This is a genomic window from Winogradskyella epiphytica (assembly GCF_003217215.1).
Taxonomy (GTDB): Bacteria; Bacteroidota; Bacteroidia; order Flavobacteriales; family Flavobacteriaceae; genus Winogradskyella; species Winogradskyella epiphytica.
Genome location: NZ_QJTD01000007.1, coordinates 106,593 through 121,871, shown reverse-complemented (window position 1 = coordinate 121,871; position 15,279 = coordinate 106,593). Strand labels below are relative to the sequence as shown.

The window sequence follows — 15,279 nt, the reverse complement described above, 5'->3', positions numbered from 1 at the left end:
TTGTAATCAACCAACAATAACCTAAAACTATGAGACATCTCTATTCTAATTTTATCGTTTCTTTTCTTTTTTTATTCATTTCTTATTCTGCGATATCACAAGAATCTACAAATTGTACTGTTTCCGCTGTATGCCAGGATTTAACTGTTTATTTAAATGCAGATGGTGTCGCGAGTATTATGGCTCAAGATATAGATAATGGTTCAACGGCTGACTGTGGTATCGCGAGTATGACCTTAAGTCAAAGCACATTTGATTGTGATGATGTGGGAGCTAGCGGAGGCGGGACAATTATAGCTGATTTGTTTATTTCTGAATATATTGAAGGCGGTGGAAATAATAAATGTATAGAAATTTATAATGGAACGGGAAGTTCTATTGATTTGTCTGCAAATAATTACAGATTAGAAAGATATTCAAATGGTAGTACTTCTGGAGTTGAAATCCCTTTAACAGGAATTATTGCCGATGGTGAAGTTTATGTTGTTTGTAATAGTAGCGCTAGTTCGTCTTTTACAAATCAAGCAAATATAACAGACGGACAGTTAAATTTCAATGGAGATGATGCTGTTGCCTTAGTGAAAAACGGGACCAGAATCGACATTTTTGGGAGTATAGGTGAAGATCCTGGCTCCTTTTGGAGTGGAAATGGTATTCGAACTCAAAATAGAACATTAGTTAGACATCCTGATGTAACTGAGGGAGTTATTAGTAATGCCGCTGGATTTCCAAGCTTAGTCAATGAATGGATTGAATACCCACAGGATACCTCAACTTTTTTAGGAAGTCATGATATTAATATTAATGGCGGGAGTAATGGTATTCCTGTGACTTTAACGGTTACAGATTCACAGGGAAATACAAGTATGTGTACGGCCAATGTTACCGTATTAGATGAGCTTGCACCAGAAACGGAATGTCTAAGTGATATAATCAAAAATTCAGATGCAAACTCATGTGGGGCAGTAGTTAACTATACCGTCACAAATTCTGATAACTGTGGTGTAGACACTGTAGAGCAGACAGAAGGCATAGCATCTGGGAGTTTATTTCCAATAGGTACAACTACAAATACGTTTGTAATAACTGATATTAACGGAAATAGCTCAACTTGCAGTTTTAATGTTACTATAGAGGATAATGAATTACCATCGGTAGTCTGTCAAGATATTACAGTCTTTTTAGATGCTAACGGAGAGGCAATTATATCAGCTCAAGATATTGATAATGGTTCTTCTGATAATTGCGGAATTGACACTATAAGTTTAGATAGAACAACCTTTAATTGCAACGATGTTTCAGAAAGTGATGGAGCAAATCTTTCACATGATTTATTTATATCTGAATATGTAGAAGGTGGAGGCAATAATAAGTGTATCGAAATATATAATGGAACAGGAGCTGATGTTGATTTAAGTGCAGGAAATTATGAGTTAGCGAGATATACTAACGGAAGTACGAGCCCGAATTTAATTTCCTTATCTGGAGTTTTAGCTGATGGTGATGTATTTGTTGTATGTAATTCTAGAGCAAATAGTGGTTTTACAAGTCAAGCTGATATACTTACAGGTTCCATGACCCATAATGGGGATGATGCGATAGCTCTATTAAAAGGAGGAATCGCTCTAGATATATTCGGAAGAATTGGACAAGATCCAGGTTCGGAATGGAATCAAAATGGTAATAGTACGAAAGACCAAACCTTAGTTAGAGCGCCATTTGTTACAGATGGAAACACTGATAATACGGTTGGTTTTCCTGCTTTAGGAACAGAGTGGATAGCATATCCGAAAGATGATTCATCTCAAATAGGTAGTCACACCATAACAGGAGGAAATTCCTCAGGAGTTGAAGTTGTTTTAACGGTAACCGATATAAATGGAAATAGTAATTCATGTACAGCAACGGTAACTGTAGTTGATATATTGGAACCAGAAACAACCTGCGTCATGGATCTTACTAGAGAAACTGAAGTAGGGGAGTGTAATTATATGGTTTATGGAACGGAATTCGATGCTACAGCATCAGACAATTGTACTACAATTACAGTTACAAACAATTTAAATGGAACAGATTCAATTGCAGGAGAAATTCTTCCCGTAGGAAACACAACAGTTATCTGGACGATGAATGATGGAAGCCAAGAAACTGTGTTTTGTACATCGGTTATAACGATTGAGGATAACCAATCACCAACAGTAGTTTGTCAGGATATCACCGTATATTTAGATGCAAATGGACAAGCAAGTATAGCTCCTGAAGATTTAGATAATGGTTCTTTTGATAACTGTGGAATAGATACTTTGGTTCTCGATAGATCAACTTTCGATTGTAGTGACGTGGTAATGGAAGGCACAGTGACGCCTTCTAACGATTTATTCATTTCTGAATATATAGAAGGAAGTGGAAATAATAAGTGTATCGAAATCTATAATGGAACTGGTGAGACAGTCAATTTAAGTACGGCTGGATATTCAATTCAAGTATTTTTTAATGGTAATACGTATGCAAGTCAAACTATTGACCTTCAGGGAAGTGTTGCCGATGGTGAGGTATTCGTTATTTGTAATTCAAGTGCTTCAAGCGCGTTTACTTCTCTTGCAGATCAAGAAGATGGTGGACTCCAATTTAATGGAGATGATGCTGTTGTGTTAAGAAATGGCAATACGTATATCGATGTCTTTGGGAGAATAGGGCAAGATCCAGGCTCTTCATGGAATCAAGGAGGTAATAGTACAATTAATAAAACTTTAGTTAGAGCTTCACATATTACCGATGGGAATATCGATAATGTATACGGGTTCCCGTCATTAGGCTCTGAATGGATACAAAAGATAGAAGATGATTCGTCTAATTTGGGAAGTCATACTGTTGAAGGTTCCAGTTCTACAGGAATCGAAGTAACCCTTATTGTAACAGATGTTAACGGTAATAGTGATTCGTGCTTGGCTTATGTCACCGTATTAGATAATATGGAGCCAATTATAAATTGTGTTGAAAGCGGTATTAGAAATACAGATCCAGGACAATGTAATTATACAATTCAAGGTGCTGAATTAGATGCCACATTTACCGACAATTGTGAAGGCGGTAGTATCAGTAATAGTTTAAATGGAACAGCGAGTATAGCTGGTGAAGTATTACAAAAAGGAACTACGGTAGTCACATGGACCGCTGTAGACGCTTCAGGCCTTACTGCAACGTGTACAACGGAAATTACAGTTGAAGATAATGAAGAACCAGTATTATCATGCGTTGCGAACGCTATAAGAGATACAGATGTAGGAAAATGTGATTATACGGTACAAGGAACGGAGTTTGATGCTGAGTTCAGAGATAACTGTGGAGATGTTAGTATTACAAACGATTTAAACGGAACAGCAAGCCTTGAAAATGAAGTATTAGCTCAAGGTGATACTGTAGTTACATGGACTGTTGATGATGGAAATGGGCAAATAGTATCATGTACAACGACCATTACAGTTATTGATAATGAAGTACCAATAGTGAGTTGTATGGATTTTCAAGTGACATTAGATGCCAATGGTTTAGCAAGCATTACACCTGATGATATAGACAACGCTTCTTCTGATAATTGCGGGATAGCCACTTATGAGGTTAGTCCTTCATCCTTTAGTTGTGCAAATATTGGAGATAATACGGTGACTCTAACCATTACAGATAATAATGGAAATATTGAAACATGTACGGCAATTGTAACTGTAAACGGGATTATGCCTTCTGTGACTATTTCAGAAAGTGAACTTCCTGAATTCTGTCAAGGAGCTGTACTTGAGTTGACAGCGAACAGTGATGACGCGATTTCGTACTTATGGAATAATGGCGAGTCGACTCAAACAATAGAAGTGTCAGGAAATGGCACCTATGGTGTTACAGTAACATCTGCAACTAACTGTACGGCTTATGTAGAATATACGGTTACGGAATTTGATCCAGGTGCACTAACCTCATCGTATACGATAATTGCTACGGAAGAAGTAGAGTTAAAAGATGGAACTATAGTACAATCAGGAGGCGTTGGAGTAACAGATGGAAGAGGAGAAATTGAAGTAAAAAAGAATAGTCAAATTGACGATTTTGCACAGGCGACAAGAATTGAAATACAGCAAAATAGTTCTGTGACTAATGCAATTTATCAACCAGCTAATCCAACAATTCCAAACTTCTTATACAATAACGAATCTGATAAAAATAGTCCAGATGTAACGGTAGATAGTTACCAAACTCAAACACTTACAGGTTCGGTATATGATAAAATTGAATTAAAAAAAGGTGCTACAGCTATTTTTACACAGTCTAATGTGTATATAAACGAATTAAAGACTAAAAAAGATGTGACTATCGAATTTGAAGGATGTACCAATTTATTTATCAATGAAGATTTAAAATTTGAAGAACGTACACTATTTAACTCTTATGGTTATATGGTAACAATTTACGTTGATGACGATGTCGATGTGAAGAAAGAATCGTCTATCAATGCACGAATTCATGCGAATGATAATGAAATTAAGGTAAAAGGAAAGAATGGAAGAAATTCTGTCCCAACTTATATGACTGGTTTATTTATTGCTGAAGAAGTAAAAGCTGATAAGAATGTCATTTGGAACGCAGATACAATCTGTAGCCCATGTGCTGTTATTGACACCAATGACCATTCGGATCAAGATAATGATCAAGATGATGAAGATGATGATCTAAAGAAGAACTCTTCAGTAGTTAAGACATGGCCAAATCCATCTGACAATTACTTCAAATTAAAGTATAAAACTGAAAATTATAAAGACAGAGTATCTATACATGTTTATGACTTGAATAACAAGTTAGTCCATAAAGGTGATTTTAACCCTAAAGATGTTTACATTTTTGGAGAAGACTTAGATGGAGGTGCTTATATAGTTAAATTGACACAAGTAGGAAAAACAGAATACACTAAGGTGATAAAGTTTTAAACTCAACTAATTAATAGCCTGGCCTTGAATAGTAAAAATGCTAATTTAGGGTTGGGCAATTATATTTAGACGGAATGTAAAGTCTATAATTATGTAAATCAATTTTAATACTAATTTTAATCATAACAGCTTTTCATTAAAAAGGCAAATCCCCTCTCCATATTAAGATTGCCATTGCACGAGGTGATGGTGACGCAACATATTAAAACCAAAAATAATGAAAACGACAGTTCTGTTTTTCCTTATGTGTTTTGGCATGCTATCATGTGAAAACAACTTAAAGGCAACCTCTGAATCTAATGCTAAATCATCAAATAAGAACTATGCTGAATTACCCTGTGAGTTTTTAAGTGAAGATGAAATAAAAAACATCCTATTAATACCAAAAGAAGCGGAAACAACAATGAAAGATAAAAGCAGAAACTATCCGTCATGTTTTTATAAATGGGAATCGGTATCCTGGGAGGCTAAGTTTATGGGGTATGATACTAAGTTTCATCCGGAAATGAGTATTGTATTCGTTGACAAGGCGAATGACGAGAAATATAATAAGGCCATCTCTTCTTATGATGATGGCGTAGAGGAAAAGGGTATAGAAGAAAAGGCTACGTGGAGCAAGAAAATGAATCAGATCACCATTTTGTACAAAGGAAAAATGGTCCACATAAGATCCAAAACCTCTGAAGATGCCGCGTCAAATAGGGAGAAAACTCTAAAATTAGCTAAGCTAGTTTTAAAGAAGCTGTGATTCGTCCAGTTGTAAAACCATCGCCAGTTCGTTCAACGATTAGGAAATATATTTGAACCAGAAAGCTTTATATGGACGTCTTTAAAAGGTTCAATCTTAAAAAAATTACAAGTAATTATTATGAAAACTAAAATTTCAAAAATAAAGGTATTCAACAAGTTATTGTTTCTGCTTTTCGTTATAAGTATGACCTTTAATATCAGCTGTGGAGACGATAAAAAGTCAAATGCCACTGTAGAGAAAAATAGTGAAAATGAAACGGTTCAAAATATTGAATCGAAAGTGAAGAGCGAGAACCATACCTATGATATCTCGATTAATCCAGGGCTGCTAATGCACGTCATTTGAAAGGAGAAATCGAAAACACTTCTAAAACAGGTTTTATGGACAATAATTATTCGAATTATAGTAATGCAGATAATGGAAAAGGGATTGTCCTTAGAATAGCTAATGATGACATTATCATTAGTGGAATGTTCTTCTATGATAACAACGGAAACACAGCTCATTTATCAGATGGTTCTGAAGATCATGATGAAGTATCTCATATAATACTAACCATTAATCCCCCAAGTACGGATGCTCAAAATAGTTTGTCTGGAACGGTAAATTTATCCAATGTTAAATTCGCATTTCAGAATCCAGAAGGAGGGGCAGTGGGCTAAACTTTGGTCTTCGATGGTTCCTTTGAAGACTATGACGAAAACATATCTCAGATTAAAGGGAAAGTTGAGGTTAGAGTTCCTAATTATTGAAAACAAAGTTTTTGATTAAATGGGCTTGTCTACTTCATTAAAAAACTCATAAGATGTCTAATTTAAAACTTATTAATTTTATAATCATTCTTATTATTTCAATTATGATATTGAGCTGTGCATCTGTACAACAGAAGTTGCCAGGTAGCTTATGGGGAAATTGGTCTTTCGAAGAAACGGGTACCGTTGTTAATGGTTCAAATGAGAGACTTCAGAATTATATAAATATATGCCACAACGAAAGTGATAGGATTCATTTCTCTTCAGATAATAAAATGTCCTTACGATGGTATGATCAAAATTGTGTTGTTAACCATTATTTTATAGGTCGTTATAGGGTGGAAGGAAATAAATTAAAAGTTGATTTGGCGGATAGTGACCCTTATCAAGATAGTCCATTTCCACCAATTACTGAATATAGAATTATTTACATTAATAATATGAGTTTGAAATTAGAGGAAATCTCTAACGAGTTTAAACGTGAAAATTATAATGATGAGGGAGCGGGGCCTGTGGTTGAGGTTTTTGTCTTTAGCAAGCTTGAATAATAACAGTTTTTACTTTTTCATTAGGCTAAAAGTAATCAATACATATATAAAAGGGAGCTGTCTCCTTTGTAATATAATCTTTTAAATAAAATAAATTATGAAAAAATCAATCTTAATAATAGGGACAATAGGTTTTCTATTATCAGCGACTCCGTCCTTTGCACAGAAAATTGACGTTACCACTCAAACACGTATTAAAGCAAAAAATACAGAGCTCGCTATCACGTCTCCTAAAGAAAATTCCAATGTAACTTCACCGCTTACTATTGAAGGGGTAGCTCCAATTAACAGTAAAGTTCTAGTTAATATTAAGGCCGTTTTTGATGGAGGTAATGAAAGTTTAGGCTCTTTTGAAATCGTATCTAATAATAAAGGAAAGTGGAAAAGTATACCTATTAACTTGTGGGCTCCAGAAGGTGCAAAAAACTTAAAATACGAGGTTGTTGCTTCTCAATTATTAGCTTTAAAGCAGAAATCAAAGCAGTTGCCACGTAAAGTACAGCGTTCTGGAGAAGTTAAAGTTGTTGTTACAACTAAAGAAAAGATCCGTTTCATTGCTCGTGCTAAAGTGAATGACAAAGTAATTAGAGAAATTAATCCGCAATTAATTATCCAGCCAGAGCAAGTGCAACATTCAACAATAGACCCTATAACCGGAGAAAGAAGAGATAATTCAAACGAATTAAAAGGTAGTTATGTTTCAATTACTTCGCCTGAGAGTAATATTGCTCAGAATCAAGGCGTAAATGGTAAAATTTCTGTGGAAGGGCTCACGAAAAAAAGACATAAAGTAGAAATTAGAGTTCAAAGTGGCACGGTAACAGCTGATAATTATGAGGATAGACCAGTTGAATTTAGTAGGATAATTGAAGACTGGAGGTTTGTAGATGTCAATGCAAACGGAGAATGGAAAACTGTAATAGATGTTGGTAATCTTTCGTATTCTGCAGGTGGTGATTTTAATAATGATGAACATCATTTTTTCACCATTTTAGTTCGCGATACTAATGATAGATCAAAGATTAAAGTATTACACATGTCAAGAATCTAAGTTGTGGAAATAACAGTAGCTCACTGGAGTTGATGTTAAATCTAATCTTGGGATCTTTTTAGGAACTGAGTATTATTTATAATCTCATTAAAAAATGTTAGTTAGATATGGTATTTATTGAGGTGGTAAAATTCGAAAATCTCACTCAAACTGACACTAAATAAAATCAAAACCCCGTATTTATTAAAATACGGGGTTATTGTAGTGGAGTCGGAGAGAATCGAACTCTCGTCCAAACAAGTAACCAAAGAGCTTTCTACACGTTTATTCTTTTCTTGTTTTTTCGACTAAAAGCTGGTTAAAGACAACCCACTTTTAGCTTAGCTTCTTAATCTCGAAAAGGCATCAAAGCTCTACCTTATCTTAGTCAATTTTTACGATGCCTCAAAAAAGAACGCCATTAACCAAGGCTTTCTGGAGACATTTAGCCTTCCTACCTAGTAGGAATGAGCACGAATCTTACTGTAATTCAGATTATGCAGCTAAAGCGTAGTTATTCTCGCCGTTTAAAAAGTTGGTTCAGCCTTTTACGTGTTTCAAAACCATTACACGACGTGCTTACCATTTAATTAATCTCGCTGTCAAAACCAGTCGACCCCATTAAATGATGTTTTTTGGGCGTTACTCTACTTCGCTATCGCTTCGCAGAGTCGGGTCTTCCGCTATATCTTTTGCCAATAAAGCAAAAGGATGCCGCTTCAACCCCTAACGCATCTCCACAAGAAAAACTATTTCTTGTTTCGAGAATTGCAAAGTTACCAAAAAGTTTTGGCTAATTTCACAAATCCATTTAAGATTGTTCAAAAACTGTGCCAGCTCCCTATTTGTCATATGCGGTTTTAATATTGAAATTTTAATGAAATACTGACATAAAAGCCTAATAGAAAATACTTCGTGAATATCTAATTTAATCCAATTAGGTATTAGATTATGTCTTAAATTAGCCGACTTCAAATTAAAGCGTTTAGTTATGACGAAACCAAGAATTGCTTTGGCTGTTGGTATAATCTGTATATCAATTTTCCCAATATTGGTAAAGTTAAATTTATCACCAGGACTAGTTTCGGCATTCTATAGAATGGCTATTGCTTCGGCATTAATTGTGCCTTATGTATTCATAACAAAACAGTTCAAAATTACGTCTAGAAAAGCATTATTTATGTCCATGCTTTGTGGTGTCGTCTTTGGATTAGATGTTGGGGTCTGGAATATCGCTATTCAGCAATCAACCGCTACCCAAGCTACTTTGTTAACTAACCTTTCGCCTGTATGGGTAGGCATTGGTGCTTTCTTTTTCTTAAAAGATAAACCTAGAAGAAACTTTTGGATTGGAACCGTTGTAGCGATTATTGGAATGGTGCTATTAGTAGGTTTCGATTTATTTATAAATTTTGATTTTAACCTGGCTTTCATCTTTGGTATCTTATCAGGAATGCTGTACGCCGTTTATATGTTAACAAGTAAACGAATCTTAGGTGAAATGGAAGTCATGACTTTTATGACCGTTAGTTTATTGTCTTCTGTGGTTGCTTTGGGTTCATTGAGTTATGCTCTCGATGAACCATTTAGTGGATTTTCAGCTGCAGGTTGGTGGTCTTTAGTAGTTCAGGGTTTGGTGTGTCAACTTATGGCCTGGTTACTCATTAGTTATGCGACTAAGCATATGCGTGCAACACGTGTGTCCGTGAGTTTATTAGGTCAGGCTGTTTTAGCTTCTATATTAGCTTGGTGGCTACTTGACGAGCAAGTTTCTCTACAAATGGTAATTGGTGGAATTATACTGCTCTTAGGAATTCGACTTACATTTTATGAAAAGCCAGTTATCGATACTAAGGCTTAGTTAAATTCAATTAAAAACGGAATCATTTCGTTTTAACGATAAATAAAAAGTGGGTGTTAATTAACGAGAGATTGAGCGTAAATCTTGTAGAATGTATTAATAATTGAGGAGCTGATTAATAATGCTACTATTTTAATTTGTAAATGTTTGCTAAAACATGCAAATCCACTTATTTTCGTGACGAACTATATAATTTGTAGTTTTTTATTTTGTTGAATTTCAGTTTGGCAGTGTTAAAGACTTTCATTTTGCTAAACACGATGACAAATCATAATTATTAACACCTCAATTACAAAGTATATCTATGACATTTGCACTTATAAAAGAACGCAAATCACCGCCAGACCGACGTGTGGTTTTTTCACCAGAACATTTAGCAGAAGCACAACTAGCATTTCCAGAAGCCAAATTTATCGTAGAATCGTCAGATATTAGGATTTTCCCTGATGAAGCTTACGAAAAAATGGGATTTGAAGTTACAGATGATGTTTCGGGCGCTGATGTTATGATAGGCGTTAAGGAAGTGCCAGTCGATGCTTTAATTCCAAATAAGAAATATTTCTTTTTCTCTCATACAATTAAAAAGCAGCCATATAATAGAAAGTTATTATTGGCTATGTTGGAGAAAAATATCGAACTCTACGATCACGAGACCATAGTTAGAAAAACAGGTTCAAGACTTATTGGATTTGGACGTTATGCTGGGTTAGTAGGAGCTTATAATGGTTTTAGAGCTTTGGGATTACGTGATAAGCTTTATACCTTACCAAAAGTGGAGACACTTGCCGACTTAAACGAAGTAAAATCTGAATTAGATAAAATTACCATTCCAAATATTAAGATTTTACTTTCTGGAACAGGAAAAGTGGCACATGGAGCAAGGGAAATCTTAGACCATCTAGAAATAAAGGAAGTTAGTGACGCTTTATATTTAACCTCAGAATTTACTGAGCCAGTTTACTGTATGATTGATGTTATGGAATACAATAAGCGTAGCGATGGAAAAGTAGGAGATAAGTATAAATTCTATAAAGACCCAACAGGTTACGAAAGTAACTTTATGCCTTATGCTAAAGTGACTGATTATTTTATAGCTGGTCATTTTTATGGTAATAACGCTCCGTATTTGTTTACTAGAGAAGATGCAAAGCATCCTGATTTTAGAATCAACTTAATTGCTGATGTCTCTTGTGACATCGATGGCCCTGTTGCAAGTACAATTAGACCTTCAACTATTGCCGATCCTTTTTATGGCTACGACCCTAAAACGGAAAAAGAGGTGGCTTTTGATGCTAAAGATGCGATTACCGTGATGGCTGTAGATAATTTACCATGTGAATTGCCTAAAGATGCAAGTGAAGGCTTTGGAGAGGCTTTTATAGAACATGTACTTCCTGCATTTTTTAATAATGATGAAAGAGAAATTCTTAAACGCGCTAAGATTACTCAAGAAGGTAAGCTTACTAGGCGCTTTAGTTATCTACAAGATTATGTAGATGGGAAATAAAAAAAAAGAGGAAAGTCCATTGAGATTTTCCTCTTTTTTTATTTAATAGGTCTTGAATTTACGATTGGGATAGAATTTCTACCATAGCATCAATTTCACTGACTACTTTTTCAGTAGAACCGCTATAGCCAACCGAAATAAAGTTCACTTTTCCGCTTGGACCTATGATTACTTTTGTAGGTATACCTGAAACTTTATATTTATTAGCGACTTCAAACTGACCACTTTCCTCATTCTTAGGGTCGACTAAAACATTAAACGTGTAATTGTTGTCTTTAATAAATTTAGAAACTTTATCTAAACGGTCTTTTCCATCTTCAAAAGTGTCAATAAATAAAAACTCAACCTTGTCATCATCTTTGTATTTTGTTACAACCTCTTGCATTCCAGGGAAGGATGCTTTACAAGGTCCACACCATGTAGCCCAAAAGTCTAAAATAACCGTTTTTCCTTTTAAGGAAGATAATGTAACCTCATTACCATCAAGGTTTTTTAACGTAAAATCAGTAGCTTCATCATCTAACATTGATTTTTTTAACTTCTCTAATTCTTTAGCTTTGGCTTTTTCTTCAAGATTAGCTAATAAAGCGTCAACGTTCTTATTTGGGTCTGCTTTAGTTACGGCTTCTTTAAAATAGGCTTTAAGTTTTGCTGAGCTGTTTCCATCTTCAATGAATTCTGAGGCTTTTTCCATCGCAGTTTCAAACTGTTCGTCTTCCATTAAAAACTGAATATAGCGTTCATTAACTTCTGCATCTTTTCCTTCATCAACAGCCAAAGCTTGGTATTTAATAGCTTCTTTTATATCCCCTTTTTTAAAGGACAGCAAAGCGTATGTATCAGCATACATATTGTAGGTGCGCTCTAAATTGCTATGGTATTGCTTAGGTGTTAAATAATCAGGTTGTTCTTTTGGTGATTGTTGTTCTTCTTTAATAAGGTCTAAGGATTTTTTAGATAATAAAGCGGCTTCTTCTAGATTTTCACCTTTTTCAGCTAGAGGCCAAGCAATAGAATTGTATAGCGAAGCTTCATCCATATTACTGTCCATCAAATTAACATAAGTTTCAAAGTTATCTTGGTCCCCTTTGTTATAATAACCTTGTGCTAAACTTCTAAGAACAAATTTGGCATTCTTAGACTTGAGAAGTCTTTCTTTATGCTCATTAAAAATCTTTTCTTTAGTATTAAGATCTTTAGTTGCAAAGAAATCATCGATAATAGAACTTACAGCTAATTCACTTTCAGGATATTTTTCAGAGACTAGTTTTTTAATACTATCATTTCGATTTGTATCTCTTAAACTAGAGTAAATTGCAGATAAAGATTTAAAATCTTCCAATGTTTCAGCTTTTCTATCGCTAAAATCAGACAGGTACGCATTTGCAACTTCTTTTACTTTTGGAGCACCTACTTGGCGGGCAAGTATTAGATGACTTTCCATCCAATCTTTTTTCAAATTCGGATGCTCTTCAAGAACACTTTCTAATGTGCTTAACGCGCTTTCCGCGTCACCCTCAAGTCCAAATCTATCGCCATACCTAACTTTATAAATATCTTTAGAAGCTTCAACATCTTCTGCAGATTCGCCTTCCTCATTTATAACCTTAAAAAGAAAACCTTTTTTATTGTTGTTAACATAATCGTCTTCAAGCTTAAAATTAAATGCAACAGCCGATATGCTATCAGGAACTGTAATGATTGCCGTATTATCTTCGAATTCTAAATCATATGGGTAAGATTTGTCATTAATTAAATGGTAAAAGAAACTATCATCTAAATCCCCATTTCCGTTGTAGGTAATTTTGAAAGTTTTATTTGCAACAATGTCTTTTGAAGAAAAACTAAAGTCTCCAATATCTATATTTTTGGATTCGGCTTTTTTTTCGTCCTTACAAGACATGAAAATAAGTAGAAGTACTACGATGATATTGATTTTTTTCATAAATAAAATTGGATTTGAAAATTTGATTTTAAATATAGGAATAAGCAATAAGAATTCTGATATATTTATTAGTTCTCTTGTGATGGTACAAAATATTAATCTATAAAGTTATAAATTTAAAACATGTGAATGTTCAATCGAATTAAGAATGAATCCAGCGGAAGAACATATTTTAAAACAAATAGAACCTTATAAATCTATTATGATGCATGTACAGGTCTTAATGAAGCATGTGTTACCAGCTGCGGATTTATTATATAAATGGAGAATGCCATGTTTTTATATAGCTAAGCGCCCAATATGTTATATTCATCAAAGTAAAGATTACGTTGATGTCGGTTTTTGGCATTCTGCACATCTCACAGAAAAATGGGATGCTTATTTGATTACAGAAAAGCGAAAAGTTGTAAAATCTTTACGTTATAAATCTGTAGATGACATCAATGATGCTGTTTTTATTTCCATTCTAAAAGAAATAGAAGGCTTAAAAGAAAAAGGATTTTATAAGAGAAATTAACGCCAAATACGCCATGGATTATTCGTAGGATTTATGTTCTTAATCGTTAAGATTCTTTTCCATCAAATAATTTTCAAACACAACACCTTTAAAACTTTTTTTCTGTTTCTTAATCACTTCGAAATAACGGTTATCAAAAAAAGGTAAAGCAGTTTTACTTACATCTGACTTCATGACTTCATAGTCATTCATCATGACTTGTGATTCTATAATTCGCAATAATTTAGAACCAATCCCTTGACGTAAATGATCTTTATGAACATAAATGCCATCAAAATAATTTCCATTTTTTAGATAGGCAAAACCCACAATGTTAGTGTTCATTTCAGCGACAATAAAATAATAATTTTTAATGCGCTTTTTCCATTCCTCAATATCATCAGCTCCATAAGACCAAACGGAAATTTGTTTTTCGTTATAGTCCTTCGCATTGATATGAGTGATGGTATTCCTGAAAATAGCAGTGATTTCAGGAATGTCATCTAATGTGGCCTGTCGTATTTCAATAGGATGTTTCACTACTAAGTATTATAAACTATTAATTGTTTTTCTAATCGCTACCAAATTAGTTAGTAGGCTCTCCAAATTGTCTAGGTGTAGCATGTTTGCGCCATCACTTTTAGCATTTGCAGGATCAAAATGAGTTTCAATAAAAAGACCATCAACATTATTGACTACTCCAGCACGTGCTATAGTTTCAATCATATCTGGGCGTCCACCAGTAACTCCAATACTTTGGTTAGGTTGTTGTAGTGAGTGCGTTACATCTAACACCGTTGGAGCGTATTCACGCATGGTTGGAATCCCTCTAAAGTCAACAATCATGTCTTGGTAGCCAAACATCGTTCCACGGTCTGTAATCCACGCTTGGTCGTTGCCTGCATCTTTTACTTTTTGGACTGCGTGCTTCATTGCTTCAGGACTCATAAATTGCCCTTTTTTTAAGTTTACCACTTTTCCGGTTTTAGCTGCTGCCACTACCAAATCTGTTTGTCTTACGAGAAAAGCAGGGATTTGCAATACATCAACATATTCTGCAGCCATAGCGGCATCAGATACTTCGTGGATATCAGTTACAGTTGGAACATCAAATGTTTCGGAAACTTTTCTAAGAATTTTTAATGCCTTTTCATCACCGATTCCTGTAAAACTATCAATTCTACTTCTGTTAGCTTTTTTAAAACTGCCTTTAAATACATAAGGAATTTCAAGCTTGTCGGTAATTTTAACAACTCTTTCGGCGATGCGTAAAGCCATATCTTCACCTTCAATAGCACATGGGCCACAAAGTAAAAAGAAGTTGTTGGATTGTGTATGTTTTAATTTTGGAATAGTAATCACAAGTTTTAGACTTAAATTGTTAGTTGACAAAGATACGATTCTCTATGTTTAGTT

At 34.5% G+C, this 15,279-nt stretch carries 12 protein-coding genes and 1 other RNA gene; 9 read left to right on the top strand and 4 right to left on the bottom strand.

The features are described from left to right. The first annotated feature begins 29 nt into the window (after positions 1-29). From DFQ11_RS13085 to DFQ11_RS13060, 6 genes are all read left to right on the top strand, one after another. On the top strand, positions 30-4,973 hold the full coding sequence (locus DFQ11_RS13085; RefSeq protein ID WP_110476327.1) for a lamin tail domain-containing protein: 4,944 nt from the start codon (positions 30-32) through the stop codon (positions 4,971-4,973). Positions 4,974-5,190: 217 nt separating this feature from the next. Next, a complete protein-coding gene (locus DFQ11_RS13080; RefSeq protein ID WP_146221536.1) occupies positions 5,191-5,721 on the top strand; it encodes a hypothetical protein in 531 nt (176 codons plus the stop codon). A 120-nt stretch (positions 5,722-5,841) separates the two neighbouring features. Then, positions 5,842-6,069 (top strand): hypothetical protein, encoded by a 228-nt coding sequence (locus DFQ11_RS13075; protein ID WP_110476325.1) that lies wholly within the window; start codon positions 5,842-5,844, stop codon positions 6,067-6,069. Then, positions 6,066-6,386 (top strand): hypothetical protein, encoded by a 321-nt coding sequence (locus DFQ11_RS13070; protein ID WP_110476324.1) that lies wholly within the window; start codon positions 6,066-6,068, stop codon positions 6,384-6,386. Before DFQ11_RS13075 ends, DFQ11_RS13070 begins: the two co-directional genes overlap by 4 nt. A 194-nt stretch (positions 6,387-6,580) precedes the next feature. Next, positions 6,581-7,024 (top strand): hypothetical protein, encoded by a 444-nt coding sequence (locus tag DFQ11_RS13065; protein WP_229791299.1) that lies wholly within the window; start codon positions 6,581-6,583, stop codon positions 7,022-7,024. A 97-nt stretch (positions 7,025-7,121) separates the two neighbouring features. Next, positions 7,122-8,075 carry a hypothetical protein gene (locus DFQ11_RS13060; RefSeq protein ID WP_110476323.1) on the top strand — a complete coding sequence of 318 codons (954 nt, stop codon included), beginning with the start codon at positions 7,122-7,124 and terminating at the stop codon, positions 8,073-8,075. A gap of 202 nt (positions 8,076-8,277) precedes the next feature. On the opposite strand, the gene ssrA is transcribed toward DFQ11_RS13060, so the two are convergent. Then, positions 8,278-8,674, bottom strand: a transfer-messenger RNA (tmRNA) gene (ssrA, locus tag DFQ11_RS13055). Positions 8,675-9,045: 371 nt separating this feature from the next. Here ssrA and DFQ11_RS13050 point away from each other — a divergent pair. After that, a complete protein-coding gene (locus DFQ11_RS13050; RefSeq protein ID WP_110476322.1) occupies positions 9,046-9,915 on the top strand; it encodes a DMT family transporter in 870 nt (289 codons plus the stop codon). Between the two features lie 304 nt (positions 9,916-10,219). Then, positions 10,220-11,422: an NAD(P)-dependent oxidoreductase gene (locus tag DFQ11_RS13045; protein ID WP_110476321.1), complete on the top strand. Its 1,203-nt coding sequence runs from the start codon at positions 10,220-10,222 to the stop codon at positions 11,420-11,422. Between the two features lie 58 nt (positions 11,423-11,480). Here the strand turns inward: DFQ11_RS13045 and DFQ11_RS13040 are convergent, their stop codons facing one another. Beyond that, the gene (locus DFQ11_RS13040; protein WP_110476320.1) at positions 11,481-13,367 is read right to left on the bottom strand and encodes a TlpA disulfide reductase family protein; all 1,887 of its coding nucleotides are present in this window, start codon (positions 13,365-13,367) and stop codon (positions 11,481-11,483) included. Between the two features lie 148 nt (positions 13,368-13,515). Here DFQ11_RS13040 and DFQ11_RS13035 point away from each other — a divergent pair, with 148 nt between their 5' ends. Then, entirely contained in the window at positions 13,516-13,884 is a 369-nt protein-coding gene (locus DFQ11_RS13035; RefSeq protein WP_110476319.1) for a DUF1801 domain-containing protein, read from the top strand. A 39-nt stretch (positions 13,885-13,923) separates the two neighbouring features. Here the strand turns inward: DFQ11_RS13035 and DFQ11_RS13030 are convergent, their stop codons facing one another. After that, on the bottom strand, positions 13,924-14,403 hold the full coding sequence (locus tag DFQ11_RS13030; RefSeq protein WP_110476318.1) for a GNAT family N-acetyltransferase: 480 nt from the start codon (positions 14,401-14,403) through the stop codon (positions 13,924-13,926). A gap of 9 nt (positions 14,404-14,412) precedes the next feature. After that, positions 14,413-15,255: a 3-deoxy-8-phosphooctulonate synthase gene (gene kdsA / locus DFQ11_RS13025; RefSeq protein WP_110476317.1), complete on the bottom strand. Its 843-nt coding sequence runs from the start codon at positions 15,253-15,255 to the stop codon at positions 14,413-14,415. Between the last annotated feature and the right edge of the window lie 24 nt (positions 15,256-15,279).